Below are 23,940 nucleotides of genomic sequence, written 5' to 3' on the forward strand. Positions count from 1 at the left end.
TATCTACTATTTTACTGTATTATAGACTATTGAATGCTTTTTAAGGGTCGACTAAATAGCGTATGATAAGGCCGAGGCCATCACCAGCAGGATCCCTGTCATGCTCAAAGTAGAACCGTCACCCCCTTTAAAGAGCAATACAATACCGCCCAATACCATCAAAATACACAGTATAGTCAGCAAGGTCATTTTCTCTTTGAAAAAGGCAACCATAATTAATGCTACCATAATGGGGTAAACAAACAACAGGGTCGATGCAATTCCGGCATCCATGAAATTATAACTCTGGAAGAGGGTAAGTGAGGAGAGAGCGACCAGAAGTCCCAAAGCAATTAGCGGTAGAATTTCCTTCTGTTGTATCTTGAAATCACGTCCACGTGCTTTGATCATAATCCCCAAAATAGGAATTGCAAACAGATAGCGGAAAAACAATACAGAATCCGGATCCATTCCTGTCTGATATAGAGGTAATGCGAATAGAGGATTCATTCCGTATGTGGCGGCAGCGATGGCCGCAAGTATATATCCTTTTGCTTTTCCGTTCATAATTTACATTTTCAATAAACGGATGCAAAAGTACAACATTTGGGGATAAAGAAATCCGGATTGAAGAAATAAAAGTATACTTAGTCGATTTCAAAACGTATCTTTGCACCCTGAAAAATAAAACAAGATTATGGTATTAGTCGATGGATTGGCCGTAGAGTTCGGGGGAGCGGCATTATTTTCGGACATCTCTTTTGTAATAAATCCCAAAGACCGCATTGCCCTGATGGGTAAAAACGGTGCGGGAAAATCCACATTGCTGAAAATTCTGGCAGGCGTGAGGCAACCGACCAGAGGGAGAGTTTCCACACCCAAAGATTTCACCATTGCGTATCTTCCGCAACACCTGATGACCGAAGATGAACGCACTGTTTTCGAGGAAACAGCACAGGCCTTTTCGCGTATCCATCAACTGGAAGAGGAAATTGAAAGCATCAACAACCAACTTACCGTACGCACCGATTATGAATCGGACGAATATATGCAACTCATCGAACGCGTTTCCGCATTGAGCGAAAAATTTTATGGTGTCGAAGAGATCAACTACGATGCAGCTGTGGAAAAAACGCTGCTTGGATTAGGATTTGTGCGAAGCGATTTCAACCGGATGACATCGGAATTCAGCGGCGGATGGCGCATGCGCATAGAACTGGCAAAAATCCTTTTGCAGGATCCTGACCTTATTTTGCTTGATGAGCCCACTAACCACCTCGATATCGATTCCGTTGAATGGTTCGAAGATTTCCTTATCAACAGTGCCAAAGCAGTGGTGGTTATTTCGCACGACCGTGCATTTGTAGATAATATCACCAACCGCACCATAGAAATTACCATGGGGCGTATTTACGACTACAAAGCAACCTACTCGCACTACCTTGAATTGCGGAAGGAACGCCGCGAACAGCAACAAAAGCAGTATGACGACCAACAGAAAATGATTGCCGAAACCAAAGAGTTTATCGAACGGTTTAAAGGTACCTATTCGAAAACATTACAGGTGCAGTCGCGTGTGAAAATGTTGGAGAAACTGGAGCTGGTGGAGGTCGATGAAGTGGATACATCGGCCCTGAAACTGCGATTTCCTCCGGCGCCGCGTTCGGGAAGCTACCCTGTTATTGCAGAGAATGTAAGTAAATCGTACGGTGAAAAATTGATTTTCAACGATGTGAATTTCACCATCGAACGGGGAGAAAAAGTGGCATTCGTCGGCCGTAACGGTGAAGGGAAATCCACACTCGTAAAATGTATCATGGAAGAAACCGGTTTCGAAGGGAATCTGCAATTAGGACATAACGTGAAGATTGGCTATTTCGCACAAAACCAGGCATCGCTTTTGGATGAGGAATTGACCGTTTTTCAGACCATCGATGATATTACCGTCGGCGATATCCGGACAAAAATCAGGGATATTCTGGGGGCATTCATGTTCGGACGGGAAGATATCGACAAGAAAGTGAAAGTTCTCTCGGGAGGCGAACGCACCCGCCTGGCGATGATAAAACTGCTGCTCGAACCGGTCAACCTGCTTATTCTCGATGAGCCGACCAACCACCTCGACCTGAAGACCAAAGATATCCTGAAACAGGCGCTGGTCGATTTCGATGGTACGTTGATTGTTGTATCGCACGACCGCGATTTCCTGAATGGTCTGGTGAAAAAAGTATACGAATTCGGCAACCGGAAAGTAGCCGAACATCTCGAAGATATCTACGGATTCCTGAAGAAAAAGAAGATGGAGAACCTCCGGGAAATAGAACGGAAATAGTTCGTTAAACAAGTGCAAAGTGCATTTATTTACTTTGCCGAAACCTGTTTTTTACGAAGCAGTGGGTTGTTTCTCGATTTATTAAAAATCATTCGTCCGCGATCAGTCCCTTTCCGCAATTTTCTACTTTCTTCTTCCGGTAGTTGAACCACCTGTTTGCATTCGTCGGAACAGCATCCGTCCATCTCTGCCGCACATTTTTCGCATTGGATAAATAACAGGTGACAGCCCTCGTTTTTACAGTTGGTATGTGTATCGCACGGCTCTCCACACTGGTGGCACCGGGCAATCACATCCTCCGTAATACGTTCGCCTAACCGTTCATCGAACACGAAATTCTTCCCTATAAATTTCACCGGAAGATTTTCTTCACGCGCTTTGCGAACGTATTCAATAATACCACCTTCCACATGGTACACGTTCTTAAATCCATTATGAAGCATATAGGCACTCGCCTTTTCACAACGGATACCGCCTGTGCAGTACATCACAATATTTTTATCCTTGTGCTCTTTCAGCATCTCCACCGCCATCGGCAACTGTTCGCGGAACGTGTCGGAAGGGACTTCAACCGCATTTTCAAAATGCCCCACTTCATATTCGTAATGGTTACGCATATCTACCACGACCGTGTCGGGATCCTGCGTGATCTCATTATACTCTTTGGCTTTGAGGTATTTTCCCGTCCTGGAAGGGTCGAATGCCGGATCGTCGATACCGTCGGCAACCACCTTGTTGCGCACTTTCATGCGTAACACCCAGAATGATTTGCCGTCGTCATCCACCGCGATATTCAAACGGATACCGTTCAACGCCGGATCGGCGGCATACAGGATATCACGAAAAGCATCCAGATTGCTTTCGGGGACGGAGATTTGTCCGTTAATCCCTTCATGTGCAATATAGACGCGGCCGAACACCTTTATGGCATCGAACTTTACATAAAGGTCATCCCTGAATTGACGCGGATCAGTAATATGAAAATATTTGTAGAATGAAATCGTAATACGAGGTTCAGTTTCCCGCAACATCCGCAACTTAAGTTCAGCGTTGGAAATACGATTATGAAGTACAGGCATGATAAATAAACTCTTTTTAAAAACTATTCCCACCGGACAGGTGCAGTCCAATCAGTCCAAAGTGTACCATGGATGAGAACAGCCGGAAATTCTGTGAAACGAGCATAAAAACCGTTCTTATACAAGAACATGACTAAAAGCGAGTTTCATATGACTAAAATGATAAACATATATGTGCCGGATTATCCCATTTACAGGATAACTATGCATTCGGCACGACAAAAATACAACAAGAATATCTATTATTTAGTTTATTCTGTAAAAGTTTATGATTTTCCATCGTATAAAAAGAGTAAAAAAACAGACCGTCTTTTTTATTTTGTATCTATGTAGAAAAATACCTGTTTCAGGCAACCATATCCGGAGTAGGTATTGTATCTTTGTGGTATGGATCAGACTGTTGACATGCAATATTGCCAGAGTTGCGGTATGCCGCTCCGGAAATATATATATCCATTGAAAAATAAAACCAGAATAGTATGTTAGAATTACCCGAAGTACTGACTCTCAGCAAACAGGCCAATAACATGCTGAGCGGCAAAACAATCACACAAGTGTTCAATGCCACCAAGCCGCATAAATTTACATTCTATAACGGCAACCCGAAGGAATACGGAAAACTGCTTGTCGGCAAAACCATACTTTCCTCCGAAGGGTATGGCATGTTTGTAGACTTCAGCCTTTCGGACAACGCCCTGATCAATATCGGCGACGGGGTTATTGCCCGTTATTACAATCCGGACGACAAGATACCTGCCAATTACCAGTTGTTGCTGACGTTCGATGACGGATCGTTCCTTGCGTTCTCAGTCGCCATGTACGGATTTATCAACGCCTATCCTGATCGAAATATCGATAATAAATATTACAAGTTAAGCAGGGAGAGTATTTCTCCGATAAGCAACGACTATGGTGAGGAAGAATTTGAAAAACTATTTGTCGAAGCGAAAAAAACATTGAGTGCCAAAGCCCTGCTGGCCACTGAACAACGTATTCCAGGTGTAGGCAACGGTGTGACGCAGGATATTTTGTTCAACGCGCGGATCAACCCAAAGCAGAAAATATCAATCCTGTCGGACAGGAAAAAGGAAGTTCTCTTCAAATCCCTGAAAGATAACCTGATAGATATGACCATTGAAGGTGGACGTGATACGCAGACAGACCTATACGGCAATAACGGAGGTTACCGGACAATCATGTCTGCCAAGACATGGAAAAATCCCTGTCCCCGCTGTGGCGGTACCATCGTAAAAGAAGCTTATTTAGGCGGTTCAGTTTATTACTGCCCCGAATGCCAAAGAATTGAAGAATAAATTATCTCTTCACAAAATCATTCCACCCCACTCTCCTCCTATTGTCTCCGGCATTACTTATACAAGGATGTTGGACAATTGGATCTATTTTCCAATTTTCATAACAACACTTCTGCTAAAAAATATCTTCGGTCGCCGGCAAACGACAAATCCATTGTTTATCATTCTGATCACTATGCTTTTAAACACGTCTTTTGAGACGTGCATTTTCTGTTCAGAAATTAAAATTTCCGTATTTGGTTTCATTACTTCTTTCAGGGCCTGAATGATATGGTCTATGTGTTTCATTTCGTGGAAAGAGTAAAAGGCAAGGATAAAATCTACTTTCTCTGAAAATCCGAGGCTTTGTGGCTCGTTCTTAAGAATTTGGATTCGCTCTTTCAGTTCGCTGCCTTTCAACTTTTGTTTCAATATTTCAAGCATCCCTTCTTGCACATCAACCGCTATGACTTTTCCTTCTTCGCCAACTATTTTTGCAATTTCAAGTGTAAAAAAACCGGGGCCACAACCTAAGTCAAGGACTGTCATGCCTTGCCGAATATATTTCTTCAGTATTCTCCTCGGATTTTGCAGTAATCTGCGAAATCGGCTCTCCAACGCACTTGCGTTTTCTAACGGATGTAAATGTGTATTGTTTTGGTTATTCATTAGAAACCTTACTGTTTACTTATTACTGACAAAAGTAGTAGTTATTTGACAATCAGCAAAAATCAACTAATATGCAGGCATTAATAACAAAAAATAAAATTTCACACTGAGATATTTCAAAAATATCATCCGGGAAGTATATTACAATAAAATTGGCGGTATTGGACAACAATTATTATGTTGAATTGCATACCTTTGCCTTAAATAATAAAGAAGTATGCACAATACCATTGAAAATATATACACCAATAAAATAGAAAATTATGGAAAATAATTACATCACTCTTACAAAGGAAAACATTGACAAAGAGCATATTTGCTGTGCTTTTTCCGATAAAAAATGCAGGGAAGGCTATGAACTCAAAAAAGCATGGCTAAAGAAGGAGTTTGATAACGGATAAACTGGAAGAAATCATAGGACTAAAAAATGAATTTGAGCATCCTTTGAAAAATTTCCCGGCGGTTACCCATTATGAACAGGTAAACAATGCCGCAAACATTCTAAGAGATAAGTGGGAGTTAGGTAAAGGTCCTATTTTTAATATCGTAGAGCTTTTGGAAGATAAAAACATTAAGGTGCTAAAGTTGGATGTTGCCAAAGACTTCGATGGATTACAAACCTTTGTCAATGGGAAAATCCCGGTTGTTGCTTATAATGAGAGAAAAGCCAACAAGCCGGACAGGATCCGTTTCACTTTGCTTCATGAGTTAGCTCATTTATTGTTGACATTCGGAGATATAACCGAAAAACAAAAAGAAATTTTGTGCCATCAATTTGCAGGGGCAATGTTGCTTCCTGACGAAGCTATTATCGCTGAATTGGGAGCACATCGCAATAAACTTTCTACTTTAGAATTAGGGAATATCAAAAAACAATACGGTATTTCCATGCAGGCTATTGTGATGAGGGCAAAATCCTGCGGAATTATTAACGAGCATTATACCAAACAATTCTTTTTCTTTATAAATCAAATGAATTGGAAAGTAGATGAACCTGTGGAATATCGGGGAGTGGAAGAAAGCAACCGTTTCAGGCAGCTTTTATTCAGAGCACTGATTGAAGAGCAAATATCGATGTCTAAGGCTGCGTCATTGACCAATCAGTCATTGGCTGAATTTAAAAAAGAACACCAGCCGATGTTTTAGAAAAAAACATTTTCATGCCAAACAACTGTTTAAGAAATAAAAATCAAAATTGCCGTTACGGATACCTGCATTTTTATTAACTTATATGATTTAGGGCTTATTACGTCTTTTTTTAAGTCAGAACTGGAAGTACATACTACGTATGCCGTTTATTTTGAGTTTTCTTAAAATAATGAAACACAATATGTGGTCAACTTATTGCGTAACAATTCCTAAGGGCCTTTTGCAAACACTGTTTCATCTAAATCCAGCCCGAGTAAAAAAACAGCATGATTTTAACAAAAAGGAGAATGTATTAAAAAATCCGGACTCCATAGAGCCAATGAGGCTCTCAACATGCAACAATCTTCCTCCATTCTAATTAGATTAAAATCAAACTCATAAGTGACGACATTAAAAGTATGGCCGGTTCTCGGCCGTACCTACTCCGGCATAACTCTATACCATCTCCATATCATCCTTGCACCATCCTTATAAATTTATAAAGTTGCTCCGGCGAATTATAAGCCTAAGTCTTGACTTTATTACAGAAATTTGTTGTGATTGCACCAATATATGACCAAAAACGGATCATCATGGGGGACAATAGAAAACGCCTACCGCACCTTGATCGGCAAAGCCTATTATTATAGCTCCGGCAATTATTCCTTTTCTTTCAGCAGTTTCTCCAAAAGTGCGTTTTTTTCTTTCTCCAACTCAACAATACGTTCGTAGAGGGCAGTTTTTTCTTTGGACAATTCTATAAAACGGTCAACAGGATCAGGATTATTTATAAAATCTCCGACATTATAAATCCCTGCCATACTTCCTTTTTCAAAGGTATTGTTTTCAATGATGAAAGTCACCGGGTCTTCTTCCAACTCTTTGATGAACTCGGGAGCCACGTTCAGGGCCTTGGCGAATTTATCGATCATTTCATCTTCCAGCACTTTTTTCTGTTCACTGTTGGAAATGCGTGCCTGGGTTGTTCCCATCATGTCTGCCAAGACTTCCTGCTTAATCCCTAAGGTATGGCGGATACGCTTGACGGCGTGCCCGTGATGGGTGTTTCTGAAAATCTGCTCTTTCGTTTCCATTTATTAATCCGTTTTCTGTATGACATAACAAAAGTAATGACTTTTTGGAATATACGTATAATTATATCCCAATATTGCATAATTATAACCCCGTATTGTCCTGCTATTCACAAAAAATCTTTTTTTCTTTGTCGTTGTATTACGATTTTTAAGAATATTCATTTTTTCGATATATCTGATAAACAGTTCATTATATAGCCCACAAGCATTAATTATGAGAGATAACGAACAGGATATATACACAAATATTAAGTAAAAAAAATAATAACCTCATAAAAATATAAAACGATGACTATACTCCGCACGAAAGAAACACACAAATTACACTGAACAAACCTGAGAAGTTTACTCTAAAACAAATGAAAAATGAAAAGTAAAAAGTTTGAATTTTTGTCAGTAATCCTATTTTCAGGATTACTCATCCTTGTCCATAGCTGCAAGGACGAAACGTATGTTTATCAGCAGGATTCGGATAAGGGTACACCTTTCAATCCCAGCCTGCCTGTGGAAATTACCGGATTTATGCCCGATTCGGGTAAAATCGCGGAAAAAGTGGTAATTACCGGATCAAATTTCGGTAATGTTACCAGTGAGGTTAAAGTCTTTTTTAATGATGGATTTTCGGATAAGGAAGCATCCGTTATTAGTGTGAACGGTAGTTCTATTTATTGTTTAGCCCCCAGGTTATCGGGTGGAGATAACCAGATAAAGGTAGTGGTGGGGGAAAGCGCAGAGGTAATTGCCCCGAAGACCTTCCATTATACCGCTTCCGCGTATGTGTCCTGGGTTGCGGGTATTGGTTTGCGGGACGGTACAGGTGCTTTTTATCAGGATGGGACATTGGACGAGTCTCATTTTTATAAAATAATGGGAATTGTAGCGCTTGGTGATGATCAGATCATGACCTTCGGGTCGTGGGAGTCAATGGCGAATAAGGTGCGCTTTATTTCGGTGAATGATAATAGGGTTATCACCCTGCAAGACGGGGTTTATCTGGGGAAACCGGCCATCAATGAAGACAAGACCGTGGTATATGCGACGACCTTGAATCCTACCCATACTGTTTACGAATACAGAAAGGATAATGGATGGATGCCTTACAGGATAGGTGAAATTCCGGCCAGGGGGTCGGGCTATGACCATATTCAAAGCATGGTGATGATGGATAAAGAGCACGATCCCCAACAGGAATGGCTCTATTTTTGCCATAAAAGCGGTTTTTTCGGGCGTTTTAATATAAACACACAACAAACCGAAGACCTGGGTGAGGATCTTTTTGACCAGGCTGACTATGTCGGTTACCTCGTATATGATAAATTCAATGATTGCTTTTATCTCTCTCATCACGCCAAATATTGTATTTATAAGATCAGTAAGACTGGTTCGGCCTGGACGGACGGTGTGCAGTCGGATATCTACGCCGGTTCTCCCAGCCAGAGCGCCGTTGTGGATGGTAGTCTTGCCGATGCGCGTTTCAGGGATCCGAGGGGGATGTGCATGGACGACGACGGCAACCTCTATATTTGCGAGTTCAACAACTCGAATGTGATCAGGAAGATTTCCGCTTTGGATGGTTACGTGTCCACTGTTGCAGGAACCTTGAATGTAGAATCGCCACAGACAAACGGTAATCCGGCCGAAGCGATATTTCTTGATCCGCGTGATATTACATACGACGGAAACGGGAACTTCTTTATCGCGGAATGGTGGGAAGCTACCGTCAGGAGATATGCAGTTCAATAACCCTCTAAGATTAAAAAACATGAAGAAAACATTTTTTCTATTGGTGATAATGGTGCTGTCGTCCGGTTTGTTTGCGCAGACCGGAACAGTGAATGTGGCAGGAACCATCATGGATGAAAAGGGAGAAACATTGATCGGGGTCTCCATACAGATTAAAGGTACCGGAACCGGTGTCGTTACCGATTATGAAGGCAGGTTTAGAATCGAGAATGTTCCCGCCGGGAGCACTTTAGTCTATTCTTACCTGGGATATAAATCACTTGAAATTACATACACTTCGAGTCAGGAAAGGGTTAGGATCGGTATGACACCCGATGTGAGCGAATTGGAGGAAGTCGTAGTGACAGGACGGGGCAGCCAACGCAAGGTGTCGGTAGTAGGCGCCATTACCAGCATACAACCGGACGAATTGCAGGTTCCGGCCACTTCCGTAGCCAATATGTTGGGAGGACGTGTTCCCGGTATTATTTCGGTGACCCGTACCGGAGAGCCGGGAAATGATTTCTCCGAATTTTGGATACGGGGTATCAGTACTTTCGGAGCCAATCAAAGCGCATTGGTGCTGATTGACGGTATTGAAGGTAGTCTTAACGACCTCGACCCGGCCGACATCGAAAGCTTCTCTGTGCTGAAGGATGCCTCAGCAACAGCTGTTTATGGAGTCCGGGGAGCCAATGGCGTTGTGGTGGTGACCACTAAAAGAGGTAAGGCAGGAAAAATGCGGATCAATTTCAAATCCAATTCTACCTATTCCTATTCTCCCCGTATGCCGGAGTATGCCAACGCCTATCAATATGCCTTATTGGCTAATGAGGCCAGGATCGTAAGAGGAAATAATGCGCTGTATACGCCCACCGAGTTGGAATTGTACCGGACAGGTCTCGATCCCGATTTATATCCGGATGTGAACTGGAGGGATGTCATTTTAAAAGATCATGTCTGGAACACGCAGCATCACCTGAGCTTATCGGGCGGAGGGGAAGCGGCGCGTTATTATGTCAGTTTGGGGGTTCTCAACAATGAAGCTTTGTTTAAGCAGGATGCTTCTTCTCCTTTTAGCGCCAATGTGGACTACCACAAATATAACTTCCGGGCGAACGTGGATGCCAATGTAACCCGTTCAACCACGCTTTCGCTCAATATGGAGACCGTGTTTGTCTCGCAAAATGCTCCCGGATTCGGGGATGACAACAATGCCCTTTGGACAGCCCAGGCCAATTTACCCCCCAATATTGTGCCCGTCAGCTATTCTAACGGACAGTTGCCCGCTTATGGTGTGAATGCGGATCAAATGTCTCCTTACATTCAATTGAATTACACCGGTTACAAAGCGATAGAGCGCTATACGACAAAAACGAATCTGACATTGAATCAGGATCTGGGCATGTTCCTCGAAGGGTTGTCCGTGCAAGGGCTTTTCTCGTTGACAACAAACGGTTCGCATACCGTTCTTAATTCAATGAGACCCGATTTGTATTTTGCCGACCCTAAGACGGGACGCAACAACGACGGTTCCCTTCTGACCGAAAGAAAAGTAACCAAAGAAGATCTGACTTCAGTGCAGTCGTCTTCTTCCGACAGGCAATATTATTTTGAAGCACAGGTGAACTATAACCGGGTTTTTAACGTAGATCATCGCGTTACGGGTTTAATACACGCCTATCGCCAGGATACCAAAAACAGCGGATGGGGTGATGGAATTTTTGTGACTATTCCCCAACGTTATCAGGCTTATTCCGGCAGGGCGACCTATTCATACAAAGACACCTATATGGTGGAAGGTAATATCGGATATACCGGTTCTGAGAATTTTAACAGGGAAAGGCGTTACGGCACGTTCCCTTCCATTGCATTGGGGTGGGTTCCTACACAATATCAATTGATTAACGACAAATTACAATTTCTCAATTATCTGAAATTTCGTGGTTCCTACGGACAGGTAGGTAATGACCGTTTGGTGGACAATGATCGTGTAACGGTTCGTTTTCCTTATCTCACCATAGTGGAAGGCATCAATTCCGGTATTTGGGGAGGAACCGCTATCGGGGAAACACAGATCGGGGCGGCAAATATGGAATGGGAAACTACGACAAAACTGGATCTGGGTATTGACGGTAAATTGTTCAACAATAAGATAGATTTCACTGTGGATTTTTACCGTAACAAAACCACCGGAATTTTCCAGAAACGCGAAAGTATCCCTCTTGAATCAGGGTTGAATGCAACGCTTCCCTATGCAAATATCGGCACCATGACTTCATGGGGTGTGGACGGGAATGCTTCTTACACGCAGGAAATAAATAAAGATATCAGTTTTATTGTCCGGGGAAACCTAACGTTGGCCCGCAATAAAGTGAATTATTGGGAACAATCGGGGGTAAATTATCCTTACCAGTCATACAGCGGCGTTCCGTATGGTGTGTTGCGCGGTCTGATTGCAGAAGGTTTGTTTAAGGACGAAGAGGATATCATTAGCAGTCCAAAGCAGACATACATGGAAAATGTGTTGCCGGGCGATATCAAATATAAGGATGTAAATGGCGACGGCGTGATAGACGATGATGATATTGTGCCGCTTTCATATTCGAATATCCCCCAGATTCAATATGGTTTCGCGCTGGAATTCAACTATAAGAATTTTCGTGTCAGCACCTTGTTTGAAGGAGTAGATGATGTGCAGTATTTTTTCGGTGGAACCGGTTATTATCCGTTTGCCGGAGGCTCTACGGGGAATCTGTTGACAATTGTCGCCGACCAGGCAAACAGATGGACACCCGCGTCCTATTCAGGTAATCCCGCTACGGAAAACCCGAATGCCCGGTTTCCCCGTTTAACTTACGGGGAAAACCTGAACAACAACCGTGCCTCCACTTTTTGGCTGGCTGACGGAAGTTATCTCCGCATAAAAAACGTTGAGTTATCCTATAATTTACCCCGGAAATGGATGCAACAATCAAAAGTTTTCGAATCGGTCACATTCAGCCTGATGGGGGAAAACCTGCATGTGTGGGACAAAGTGAATCTCTGGGACCCGGCACAGGCATCTGACAACGGTGCAGTGTACCCGTTGCAGCGGAAATTCACGATTCAATTGTACGCAACTTTCTAAAACAGAATAAAAATGAAAAAAATTAAGCAAAATATCAATAGGATAATGATTTTGCCATGTGCCTTTATACTGGGTGCTATGCTATTTTCATGTTCGGATTTTCTTGATGTAGACGATTATTTCAGGAATACGACCCAGCTCGATTCTATCTTTCAGCGTAAAGAACTGGTCGATCAGTATATAAGGGGAGCCGCCAGTTATCTTCCCAATGAAGGGAATTTGTGGACAAACGCGCCTAATCCGTTTCAGGGCGCATCGGATGAAAATTTCACCTCGTTTAATGACAACAGGCATGCCGCCATCAAGTTTCTGCTTGACGAGATCACGGCGTTCAGCACTCACTTTAACAATTATGCCAATTATTATACGGGTATCCGGAAAGCATCCATCGTTTTACAACGTATTGGCGAAGTGCAGGATATTTCCGATCTGGACAGGCGGGATTTTATGGGCAGATGCTATTTCCTGCGGGGTTATTATTACTATCAGTTGCTCTTGCAATACGGTCCTGTACCGATCATGCCCGACGAACCGATAGCGGTAGATGCTCCTGTGGAAGAAATGTCAAAGGAGAGAAGTACCTATGATGAATGTGTAGAATATATTTGTGATAATATGCAAATGGCCGCCGACCTTTTGTACTCCGAAAGGGCTTCGGACGAAATAAGTATTCCGACAAAAGGTGCGGCATTGGCCGTAATCTCGCGTGTCCGGCTATATTCCGCCAGTCCCTGGTTCAATGGCGGAAGCGGCGGATTATATGCGGATTGGAGGCGGGAAAGCGACGGTACACACTATATCAGCCAAAACGCGGATAATGAAAAGTGGGGAAAAGCGGCTGTAGCTGCAAAACGAGTTATTGATTTAGGGTTGTATGAACTCTATACATCCCCCAGGAAAAACGATACAAAAACATTGCCGGACGTAGTGATGAACACGTTCAACGACCGTCCGATCCCGCAATTTGATCCAGAGGCCATAGATCCTTTACGGTCTTATGCCGAAGTGTTTAACGGGGATGTTTCCGTTGCCATGAACGACGAGATTATTTATTCGTGCAAACCTACACAAAGCGGCAAGGATTCGCCGGCCGGTATTGCCATGCCTGCACTGATGGGTGGCATGAACGGATTGAATCTGACCCAGGACGTCGCGGATGCTTTTTATATGGAAGACGGGGCAACTTATTCGCAACCAGAGGCGGCGCATGAAGCGATCGGGATAGCTAAAAGTTTTTCGGGTTATACATTGTCTGCAAATGCTGCAAAAATGCACGACAATCGTGAAATGCGTTTTTATGTCTCTGTCGGATTCAACCACTGCATCTGGCCCAATGCTTCTTATACAGGCTCAAGCAACCTTAAAAATCTTGAGGTACAGTATTATGCCGATGGGAATGCCGGCCCGCCCGCCAATTTTGCCGTGGATTACAATCATTCGGGATATACACTGAAAAAATACGTGAATGCGGAAGACATTATCACAGGCGGCTCTATTCGTCCTAAGTCGTTTCCCATTTTCAGGTACGCTGAAATTCTGCTGAACTATGCCGAAGCACTGAATGAATTGGAAGGAAGTTACACGGAAGAAGGCATTTCAGTAACAGGCAGGGATGAAGATGAAATTCTGAATGCATTCAATCAAATTCGTTACCGTGCCGGTTTACCCGGATTGACGGTACTTCCGGGCCAGGCGGAAATGCGCGATTTGATTAAAAAAGAACGACGGATCGAATTTGTTTGCGAAGGGCATCGTTACCATGATCTCCGTCGTTGGGGAGATGCTTATGCTGCTTACAACCGGCCGGTATTGGGGATGAATATCAAGGCAAAAAGAACTGAACGCCAGGCATTCTACACCATTACGACATTGACTGACGATAAGGCGCGAAGGTATTTTGATTATAAAAACTATTTTTATCCTATACCCAAGTCCGCTTTGGATAAAAATGACAAGTTAGTTCAAAACCCCGGATGGTAAACGCTTTAATTATATGATAAATTATGAAACAAGATCAAATATATATGTTATTCTCCATGCTGATGGCTATAACATTTTCGGCATGTGAAGCAGTCGATCCAATGGCTTCGGAGCAATATCGGAAAGAAATTTATATTGTAGGATCATACAACAATGTTTTGTCGTTTGATCTTCCTTACGGTGAAAATCAGGAAGCTTTTATTTCTCTTGCTGTGAGCGGATCCTTGAAAACCGAACGTGATGTAAACATTACTCTCGCACACTATGACGGTATCATCAGTTGGTATAACAACAAGTATATGCTTGATGCACCGGTAAAATACCAGCGATTACCGTCTGAGTCGATACAGATCCCTTCCTGGACAACCACCATCAAAGCAGGGGATATTTATGCTCATTTGCCTTTTACTGTGAACAGTACCGGATTACACTGCGATTCACTCTATGCAATCCCTTTCGCGATAGAATCGGTTTCCGATTATATGAAATCGGAACAAGACACTACGTTGATTCTAACATTAAACCTGACTAACGAGTTCTCAGGGGCTTACCAGATGGAAGCAACGAAGAGCGCGTTGACAGAAGATGAAAATGGGCAGTGGAGTGAAGTAGGTTTACCTATTCCTGTCAGTATTCAACGCACATTGACCGCGGTTTCAGCCGATACAGTACGTTTCTTCCACGAAAAAGAGAAAGAAACATTGAGTGAGTACAGTAATTCATGGAATCCGGGTGAAGATTATTTCAATGCGATAAATAATTATTGTATTCAATTCGGCAAAGTTGCAGGTACAAATACTTTTACCGTGGAACCCTGGGGTGTGATGGATATTAAAGACGGTGAAGCGACATTCAGCAATAATACGTTCACCTTCTGGTATGATTACATGCAGGGGACTATCCGCTATCGCATGAAGGGGACATTCAGAAAATAGGGATTCTTTTGAAGAAGAACCCGATCCCATAGATTCTGAATATCACTGAATATGGACGAATTTTCACTGTCAAATTCCTGAAATTCATCAATAATAAGGATGGAATAATCTTTCATTGCAGGTATTTTTACCTGAAAAAAGCAAAAAAAGAGCGCTGACAACCAATATATAAAATTTATTGTCAGCGCTTTAACCATTTGTTGATAATGGACGGAATATGAACCTCAAGGCCAACCAACTTCCGCCCAATATGTTAGCAAAGTCTGAAAATCCACGCTCACGAATTGCCACCGTGATTTCTTCGGTGATTTTCAACTTTCTGCAATTTTGTCAATGAACTACCTCACAAAGGTAAGGAATATTTATGAAGATGCAATTATAAAAAATCCTGTCCGAAAAAAAGTAATAATTTCGGACAAAATCCAAACAGTCTAGAATATGTAAAAGTTCAGTCTTGACTTACTGAACCGTGTAAATACCTCAATCATTGTTCTCCGGGTCTTATATTGCATTGTATAAATACCAATCATCTGTTTTACGACATCCTCACCTCCCTTTACATTAAGCATCGATTCGAAATGTTTGACAGTGTTGTCATATACATCCCGACCGGTATTTCTCATGTATTCATCAACCGCTTGCTTGAAAAGGGCTACTGTTTCTTCAGGAAACTCATCGGCTATATGCTTGTAATATTGTTCTAAAATATTACAGCGGAGATGTTTCGTCAGGTATGCCAATAAACGTGCAGTCTGTTTCTCTTCCACAAAAATATCAGCAATACTTGAGATAAACCAATTGTTCCCTTTCTGGTAATGCTTTATCAACTTCTCATTTTCCGTAGCCCATTCGTCTTCTGAAAAAGTTGATTTATAGAGCTGGTAATATTTAAGGTGAAAAGCCCTATCAATAAACTTACGGAATATTCTCCGTATCTCTTTTGTATTGCTTTCTTTCCGGGCTATTTCCAACAGGTATTCATCCCAGCAAGAATGATATCCATTAAAACTGTTGTTCGTATCTTTACTTTGGATATACTCATTGATCAATCTTTTCGCCTCCTTGTATTTATTATCTGCAATCATCTCTTTGACAATAATTTGACGAAAGTCTTCAATCTGTAGATTTTCTTCAAGTATTCTCCGTGCGATCTGAGCGTCTCCTCGCTGCTTATAAAAGTCGATTTTCCGCTCCAGGATTTGTTTGGCTTCATAAGAGCTTTTATCCGAAAGATTGCTGAACAACCTATCTTGCATCGAAATATAGGCTTCAGGATCGGTATCTTGCGTCAGATTCATTAGCAGATCGTTAAACAGATTCCGGGTAACCTTGTCATATTTGTTCTTTCCTACCTCTTTTTTGCAATATGCCAAAAGTTCTTCCGCTGTTAAACAACCAGCTTCGTATGCTTTTTCAAGAATATCGAATGGCCCATACAAATACTCTTCACTGATATATCCATCCGGATCAACATCGATTCTCCTCGTCCATTCAGCATACTCTTCAAGACAGGCTTTCGCTATCAGGATTGCTTCCTTCCAATTATCTTGTTCAATATACTCTCTTGACTTATTGAGCCATTGATCCAAAACGTCGATTTCAAAGCAGTCAAACTGATAATCGTAGCTATCATCCATATCAAAATCGGTATCCTCCAAGGCACAACGTATGATTTCTGAATAATCAATATTTCCGTGCTGCTTTTGTTGAGGAGTAAATTCCAGCAAAACAGTCTGTTGAAATGAGCTATTGTGCAATCCGAAACGAATCACAAACTCCTGCAAATCATGCAAGGATATTCCCCTGACCACACTCTCAAACACAGGCTTTTCAGGTTTTACCTTGTTCCGGTGAATACGCTCATTGATAGATGCCTGCACTATCGGGATATGTTTGCAAGGATAATAGTCACTGGGGCAGGAGCATGAAAAATTCCGGGTATTTCTGCCGTCGGTTTCTATTTTTATGGTGTAGGTTCCATAGTTTCCCCGATACCTGGCCTTCCAAAAGTTTGGACTCGTTTCCTGTAATTCGATTATCTTGTTCATAAAGCGATAGTATATTGCTTACCGGGCAGGTTTAATAATAAATAGCGCATCGAAAAGAGGAGTTTTATGAATCAATTTGGCATGATTTGGACTGTATCTATTCCTTTCATCTATGGTAACAAGTCCAAGATGATAAAACAACACGTCGAATATCCTATGTGAATAGCAATATGTAGCCACTTCCTCTTGTGAGCTATATCCCTCTGCAACTTCGCCAAGCAATAAGGGGAATGCTTTAAAATATTTGTCGGAATAGAATGTATCTTTTAGGTCTTTCTTCCCGTATTTATGCAATAGCACAAGATTAAAACCGAGACCTACATATCCGATATTTTCAGACGAATAGGAATCGAAATAGGCGGGATTATATTTTGTAAACATCACGATTAATAAGCCTGACAACAACGTCCGGTTATCCTTCATGATTTCTTTTCCTTTCTTTGTCAAAGAAAGAGTATTGTTACGTTTCTTTACTGCCCCCATCAATTCTACAGCTATTCTTGCCATTTGGACAGAGACAGAATCTTTCTCCGTACGCAATTTAACTATGCCACTCTGGATATGAGGTTCAGGGGCTCCCACAGAATACACTTCCTTCACGATACGTGGTGGAAGGTTCCCCGTTTGGGTTAACTTAAGATTTTCTTCCTTTTCGATAATTTCCAGTAATTCTTTTATCTGCCGGAATAACGGCACGGAATTACAATCTTCATCGACAAAATTTGCCAATTGAACAGGGCAGTTCTCTCCAAACAGATTATGCATGATCTGTTGCATTTGAGTAGGAGAATAACCATCGAAATGTGCTATCGGGCGACTATTTTCAATTTGCATCCATTCGGCAAGAAATCCGTTGAGTTGTTCGATAGTTGGAGTGCCGATACCTGTTTCCCGTATCCGTTTTTCAACGTATTTTTGTAGTTCCTCTTTCTTATTCATAAAATTCACTTTTTCAATAACTCTAAAAAGATGATGCCCCGTTTGGTTATACGAAGTTTTTGTTTCGGATGATTTTTGTTTCCCGGAATAGTATTCTCTATGAGTTTATCTTTTGTCAACTTAGCTAATATCTTATATAATTGGCCTGAAACTTGTTTCTGACCAAGAGCTTCCGAAATTTCTTTTCGAGAAAGAGGCGCATCTACTATTTTGAATAGTACTTCAGAATATAATGTAGGGTTATATAACTCCTGCTGTAACTCCTGCTGTAACTCCTGCTGTAACTCCTGCTGTAACTCCTGCTGTTGCTCTTGCCCCAGCTCTAGCCCCAGCTCTAGCCCTAACTCTTGCCGTGAGTCTTGCTGTAACTCCTGCTGCGCAACATAATCAAGTTTTACAAACTGTACTTGAAACGATAATCCCGTTTCCTTCCAACGGAATTCGATTTGAGGATAATCTTTCAATTCATCAGCTATAAGCTTTAAGCCATTTCCCCATTGGTCGATAATTCCCATTCGTTTGAATACCGGAGCGATAACTTTGTTGCGGGCATCACTCTGTCGGCTTTCCATTGCAGCATAATCAATAGAAGGAGGCAAAAGCCCAGGACTTGTTATTTCGACCATATCGTCATAAATAGCCACTTTAATATCTTTTCCGGAAAGCGACAGGTCTCTGTGGACAACTGCATTCCGGAGGGTTTCTCTTATCGCTTTTACCGGATATTCCCAACGGGAAACGGTATAAACACCCTCCACAACAGCACCTTTGTTTATATGGCGCAACACAAAATTATAGGCTTCCTCCGCTTGTGTAGCGATATTGGTCAAAATGCTTTTCTGATCAATAAATTCTTCCGAAGTAACTCCTTTGAATCTTGCACATTCCACCTTGACAAAAGGAAACAGAGAACGACGAAGCTCATCATCAGAGAATAAGACCAAAGCATTCGTCGGGTATTCCGTCCCATTCACCTTTTTGACAAGTTCCAACTTACGAAGGGCTTGCGTGTCCAGAGCCTCTCCGGTTTTATCCTGATATTCCTGCTTGAAATTCTCAATGTTTAACTCTCTTGCAGGCTTATCCATTACCAGTTCACTATCGAATGATATGTTTCGTTTTCTACGCTCCAATTCCGCTATGATTTCCTCATCCGCCAAACGATTGGAGGAACCAACCCGGATATAAGTCCCTTTCAGTTTTCCCTTGTCTTTCCGATAATAAGGCAACGCACTACCACGATACACCGTTACCCGTATAATATGCTTGTCATCTTCTGCTAGAAAAGTTATATCCGGCAGAATAGCAGGATAGCACCGGTCAAATATAATATTGCTAATCTGCTCCTCTATTTTCACAAGCTCTTCCTCCGGAAGTCCGACAATCTCTCTCGGATTATTTCGGACACCAATATACAGTTCTCCTCCGGCATCATTTGCAAAGGCAATGATGGTATTTGCCAAATCAGCATTCTCAGGAAGTGTTTCCTTGAACTCTAAGCGCCTGCCTTCGGGCTGTTTTATGATTTCTTTGATGACCATACCACATCATTTATTTCTCGTCAATTCTTCGGCAATCATCTCCGCCTGTCTCAATACCGTTTCCGTAGCCAACATCTGCATATCGGGCGGATATCCGTATCTTCTGAGTAAACGCTTGACGGCAACTTTCAGTTTTGCCTTCACGTTTTCTTTTATCGTCCAGTCGATAGAAGCATTTTGACGTATCGTTTCAGTAAGCACAACAGCCAATTCCCTTAACTTATCTTTCTGCATCAATTCCCGGGCACTGTCATTGTCGGCAACAGCGGTATAGAAAGCATATTCAAAATCAGTCAACCCCATCTCATTGGCTTCATTATCTATGGCGATAATTTCCTGACTTAATTCAATCAGTTCTTCGATTACTTCTGCAGCAGTAAGAATTTTATTATGATATTTCTTGATGGAACTTTCAAGCATTTCCAACAATGACCTACTCTTTACCAGATTCTTCTTCGCCCGGTTTTTTATCTCATCGTTGAGTAGTTTCTTCAGCACTTCAAGCGCGATGTTCTTATGTTCCATGTTTTTCAACTCCAACAGGAACTCCTCCGACAAGATAGATATATCCGGCTTTTTAAGTCCGGCTGCATCGAAGACATCAATGACCTGTTCACTTACCAAGGCTTTATCTATTACCTGACGGATCGTTGTTTCCAACTCCTCATTGGTACGTCCTGAACCGGTACTGTCGAATTTGACAAGCCGTGCTTTCACCGCCTGGAAAAAGGCTACTTCATCTTTTGCATCCATCGCCTCATCATGCGGAATCGCAATGGCGAATGCTTTGGACAAGGCTATGACTTCGTTTATAAAACGCTTCTTACCGTCATTAAGGCCTAAGATAAACTCTTCGGCTGCAAGTATGGTACTCAATTTCTTAGAAGTATCAGCTTCAAAATAATCTTCGTAAGAGAAACCATGAAGCATATTGGATATAACCTCCAACTTTTCAAGCATTAACGAAACCGCCTGCTCTTGCGCTATGGCAGGATCGCCTTTACCTCCCGAATCAGAATAAAACGATAGCGCTTTTTTCAAATCCGAAGCAATACCGAGATAATCCACCACCAAACCACCCGGCTTGTCTTTATATACCCGATTAACACGCGCTATAGCCTGCATCAGGTTATGCCCCTTCATCGGTTTGTCGATATATAACGTATGCATACTGGGAGCGTCAAATCCGGTGAGCCACATATCCCGGACGATCACCAATTTCAACTCATCATCGGGAGATTTCATTCGCTCTGCCAACCTGCGCCGTTGTTCTTTCGTGGTATGATGCTTTGCTATCTTCGCTCCATCCGAAGAATCTGTCGTCATTACCACCTTGATCACTCCTTTGTTCAACTCCCCCGAGTGCCATTCGGGTCTTATTGCAATGATTGCATCGTATAAATCCGCCGCAATGCGCCTACTCATTGTAACGATCATCCCCTTACCTTCAAAAACTGCTTGACGCTCTTCAAAATGATTGACAATATCATTGGCTATTTTCTTGACCCGATTCTCGCTACCGACAAGCGCTTCTAACTGCGTCCATTTTGTAAAAGCTTTCTGCGTGTCTGTCAAGTCCTCCTGTTCCAGTTCATCATCGAAAGCTTCGACCAATTGTCGCCCTTTCTCGCTAAGATTTACCTTTGCCAGTCGGCTTTCATAATATATACGGACAGTAGCACCGTCTTCAACCGCCTGTGCAATATCATAGATATCAACATAATTCCCGAATACAGCTGGTGTGTTTACATCCGTATGTTCAATGGGAGTACCCGTAAAACCCAGATAGGTAGCATTGGGCAAAGCATCCCGCATATATTTGGCAAATCCATATACTGTTTTTTTGCCAATAACATCACCCGCTTCGTTCTTTTCATCTACCGTCTTAGCCTTGAATCCATATTGCGTGCGATGCGCCTCGTCCGCAATCACGATAATATTTTCACGGTCGGAAAGCAAGTCATACACGTTCCCTTCCTCGGGATTGAATTTCTGGATAGTGGTAAAAACGATACCGCCGGAAGCCACTTTTAATAAATCCCGTAAGTCGGCACGACTTTCGGCTTGTACCGGTGTTTGGCGCAGTAATTGTTTTGAAGCGGCAAAGGTGTCGAATAACTGGTCGTCCAGATCATTCCGGTCTGTAATTACCACGATGGTCGGATTGTCCATGGCAAGCACCATCTTTCCCGTATAAAACACCATCGATAATGATTTTCCACTACCCTGCGTATGCCAGACAACCCCACCCTTTCTGTCTCCTATAGGCTGTTGATTTACTCCCGGCAGATCATAGTTCTCGGGAGGCTCAATAAGGGCGCTTTCCTGCTTTTCCTTTATATAACCGGATGCCCTAAGGGTAGATTCAACGGCACGGTTTACTGCATAATACTGATGATAAGCCGCAATCTTTTTTACCGTCTCTATGGTAAAAGTACCCGTTTCAGCATCTTGACGTTTTGTCTTCTCGAAAACGATGAAATGGCGAATCAGGTCGAGCAGCGTTTCTTTATTCAGCATTCCGGTAATCATCGTTTCGAGCTGACTGACCAGATGAGATGCCTCCGTCTCACCATCGGCAGACTTCCATGCCAGGAAACGGCTTAACCCGGCAGAAAGGGATCCGGCCTTTGCCTCTAATCCATCCGAAATGATCAGCAAGGCATTGTACGTAAATAGTGAAGGAATCTGCGACTTGTAAGTCTCCATTTGTCGAAAGGCGGCATTCACGGTAGCATTTTCATCAGTGGCATTTTTCAACTCAACCAGCACCAAAGGCAGACCATTCACAAACAGTAAAACGTCAGGACGCTTATTGTGGTTATTCTCGATGACTGTAAACTGATTACTAACCACGAAATTATTGTTCAATGGATCCTGAAAATCAACCAGCCAGACCAGATCACCACGTTCGCTACCTTCTTGTTGGTAGCTTACCGGGATACCCTCCGTCAAATAGCGATGGAAAGTCTCGTTATTCGAAATCAATTCGGGTGATGCTATACGCTGAATCTCCCGGATGGCCTCTTCCTGCTGCTCTAACGGAATACCCGAATTGATCCGCCTGACTGCACGACGAATGCGGTCAATCAATATTACCTGTCCGTAACTCTCACGCTCGGGAGTTTCACCATCGGGTGCAATATTCGGAGCATAGATATATTCATAGCCCTGCTTTTCCAGCAATTCTATGGCAAATTCCTCTATGTGGGATTCGGTGATTCGGGGCATAAGCTTTAAAATAATGACAACTGTTGGGTATCGACTTTAGGAGGATAGAATGTACCTATAATGATAAAAGGATTGTGCGAGACATTATGAAACACTTTGGTTGTTCCCATGAAAAAACGCAAGTCACGTTGCCCCCACATATAGTCCAAATATTTCTCTTTCACTTTTCGACAGGCTTCCTCTTCGTCACCTTTTGCGTTCTTAAGACAATTCCAGTACAACATGCCCAATTCCCAGTCCTCAATCATTAGGGTTCTCGTTATACCATCTTCTGTGATAAATTTGTAAGAGAATTCATACGGTAATTTCTTCACCACTCTAAAAACCAACCGGGTTTCTTCCTCATCGAATAAGCTCCCCTGGGCTTTGTTGGCAATGACCTTGTCCATCTTTTGTTTATCCCATTCCCTTTCACAAGGTCTCCATATAAAATCGAGAATCTCTTTGGGTTTTACAATGGCCAATGATGTCCTTATATTAGGTTCTTTCGCAGCGGCTATCAACTCAGTCATATTATCCCAGATCGTATCGCCGATATGCAGTTTTCTTTTGGCCCAGTCACTTTTGGTATCAATCTTATCGAGCATACGGATTTCTCTATCCAAATCCGTTGGCCGATAACTTTCAGGCCGAAAGTCGGACGTGTTTTTTACCAAATCGATTTCTATCCATTGCCATTTCTCGAATTGATTCTGATAATCGAGTTTACGGAATGGTACCGGGAAAATGCGAATCCATGAACCATCTTCCCTAAAACCGGCGGTACAGACCAACTCATCGTATTTCTCCGATAAGGTTGGATATGTTTTGACGGTAATGAGGACTTTAGTCAATGCCATGT

The 23,940-nt window shown here is 42.4% G+C and carries 15 protein-coding genes and 2 pseudogenes; 8 read left to right on the plus strand and 9 right to left on the minus strand.

Annotation, left to right across the window (positions count from 1 at the left end):
* Window positions 1-54 precede the first annotated feature (54 nt).
* Window positions 55-546, minus strand: a pseudogene (locus U2P89_RS12375) (DMT family transporter); the annotation flags it as partial.
* Between the two features lie 130 nt (window positions 547-676).
* Here U2P89_RS12375 and U2P89_RS12380 point away from each other — a divergent pair.
* A complete protein-coding gene (locus U2P89_RS12380) occupies window positions 677-2,311 on the plus strand; it encodes an ABC-F family ATP-binding cassette domain-containing protein (protein WP_322191527.1) in 1,635 nt (544 codons plus the stop codon).
* 29 nt (window positions 2,312-2,340) lie between these two features.
* Here U2P89_RS12380 and U2P89_RS12385 read toward each other — a convergent pair whose 3' ends face one another.
* On the minus strand, window positions 2,341-3,390 hold the full coding sequence (locus tag U2P89_RS12385) for a rhodanese-related sulfurtransferase (protein ID WP_322191528.1): 1,050 nt from the start codon (window positions 3,388-3,390) through the stop codon (window positions 2,341-2,343).
* Between the two features lie 479 nt (window positions 3,391-3,869).
* Here U2P89_RS12385 and U2P89_RS12390 point away from each other — a divergent pair, with 479 nt between their 5' ends.
* Window positions 3,870-4,703, plus strand: coding sequence for a DNA-formamidopyrimidine glycosylase family protein (locus tag U2P89_RS12390; protein ID WP_322191529.1), 834 nt, complete (start codon window positions 3,870-3,872; stop codon window positions 4,701-4,703).
* A gap of 84 nt (window positions 4,704-4,787) precedes the next feature.
* Here U2P89_RS12390 and U2P89_RS12395 read toward each other — a convergent pair whose 3' ends face one another.
* Window positions 4,788-5,351, minus strand: a complete 564-nt coding sequence (locus U2P89_RS12395; protein WP_091907059.1) for a class I SAM-dependent methyltransferase — start codon at window positions 5,349-5,351, stop codon at window positions 4,788-4,790.
* Between the two features lie 263 nt (window positions 5,352-5,614).
* Between U2P89_RS12395 and U2P89_RS12400 the strand changes: the two are divergent.
* Together U2P89_RS12400 and U2P89_RS12405 are read left to right on the plus strand one after the other, a co-directional pair.
* Window positions 5,615-5,749: pseudogene (locus U2P89_RS12400) on the plus strand (GNAT family N-acetyltransferase); the annotation flags it as partial.
* 157 nt (window positions 5,750-5,906) lie between these two features.
* Window positions 5,907-6,497 carry an ImmA/IrrE family metallo-endopeptidase gene (locus tag U2P89_RS12405; protein WP_322191557.1) on the plus strand — a complete coding sequence of 197 codons (591 nt, stop codon included), beginning with the start codon at window positions 5,907-5,909 and terminating at the stop codon, window positions 6,495-6,497.
* Window positions 6,498-7,138: 641 nt separating this feature from the next.
* On the opposite strand, the gene U2P89_RS12410 is transcribed toward U2P89_RS12405, so the two are convergent.
* Complete coding sequence (locus U2P89_RS12410; RefSeq protein WP_322191530.1) at window positions 7,139-7,573, minus strand: helix-turn-helix transcriptional regulator; 435 nt, start codon at window positions 7,571-7,573, stop codon at window positions 7,139-7,141.
* A gap of 366 nt (window positions 7,574-7,939) precedes the next feature.
* On the opposite strand from U2P89_RS12410, the gene U2P89_RS12415 reads away from it, so the two are divergent.
* Genes U2P89_RS12415 through U2P89_RS12430 form a run of 4 tightly spaced genes read left to right on the plus strand, consistent with a single transcriptional unit; the run spans window position 7,940 to window position 15,340 of the window.
* Window positions 7,940-9,316: an IPT/TIG domain-containing protein gene (locus tag U2P89_RS12415; RefSeq protein WP_322191531.1), complete on the plus strand. Its 1,377-nt coding sequence runs from the start codon at window positions 7,940-7,942 to the stop codon at window positions 9,314-9,316.
* Between the two features lie 19 nt (window positions 9,317-9,335).
* Complete coding sequence (locus tag U2P89_RS12420) at window positions 9,336-12,425, plus strand: TonB-dependent receptor (protein WP_322191532.1); 3,090 nt, start codon at window positions 9,336-9,338, stop codon at window positions 12,423-12,425.
* Between the two features lie 12 nt (window positions 12,426-12,437).
* Window positions 12,438-14,405, plus strand: coding sequence for a RagB/SusD family nutrient uptake outer membrane protein (locus tag U2P89_RS12425; RefSeq protein ID WP_322191533.1), 1,968 nt, complete (start codon window positions 12,438-12,440; stop codon window positions 14,403-14,405).
* A gap of 23 nt (window positions 14,406-14,428) precedes the next feature.
* Entirely contained in the window at window positions 14,429-15,340 is a 912-nt protein-coding gene (locus tag U2P89_RS12430; protein ID WP_322191534.1) for a BT_3987 domain-containing protein, read from the plus strand.
* 431 nt (window positions 15,341-15,771) lie between these two features.
* Here the strand turns inward: U2P89_RS12430 and U2P89_RS12435 are convergent, their stop codons facing one another.
* From U2P89_RS12435 to U2P89_RS12455, 5 genes are read right to left on the minus strand one after another with little or no spacing between them, the layout of a single operon-like run.
* On the minus strand, window positions 15,772-17,388 hold the full coding sequence (locus tag U2P89_RS12435; protein ID WP_322191535.1) for a hypothetical protein: 1,617 nt from the start codon (window positions 17,386-17,388) through the stop codon (window positions 15,772-15,774).
* 18 nt (window positions 17,389-17,406) lie between these two features.
* A complete protein-coding gene (locus U2P89_RS12440; protein ID WP_322191536.1) occupies window positions 17,407-18,327 on the minus strand; it encodes a hypothetical protein in 921 nt (306 codons plus the stop codon).
* A gap of 5 nt (window positions 18,328-18,332) precedes the next feature.
* A complete protein-coding gene (locus U2P89_RS12445; RefSeq protein ID WP_322191537.1) occupies window positions 18,333-19,868 on the minus strand; it encodes an RNA-binding domain-containing protein in 1,536 nt (511 codons plus the stop codon).
* Between the two features lie 6 nt (window positions 19,869-19,874).
* Window positions 19,875-23,099 (minus strand): type I restriction endonuclease subunit R, encoded by a 3,225-nt coding sequence (locus tag U2P89_RS12450; protein ID WP_322191538.1) that lies wholly within the window; start codon window positions 23,097-23,099, stop codon window positions 19,875-19,877.
* A 5-nt stretch (window positions 23,100-23,104) separates the two neighbouring features.
* A complete protein-coding gene (locus U2P89_RS12455; RefSeq protein ID WP_322191539.1) occupies window positions 23,105-23,938 on the minus strand; it encodes a hypothetical protein in 834 nt (277 codons plus the stop codon).
* Window positions 23,939-23,940: the final 2 nt, after the last annotated feature.

The sequence above is a fragment of the Proteiniphilum sp. genome (assembly GCF_034331125.1).
Classification (GTDB): Bacteria; Bacteroidota; Bacteroidia; order Bacteroidales; family Dysgonomonadaceae; genus Proteiniphilum; species Proteiniphilum saccharofermentans.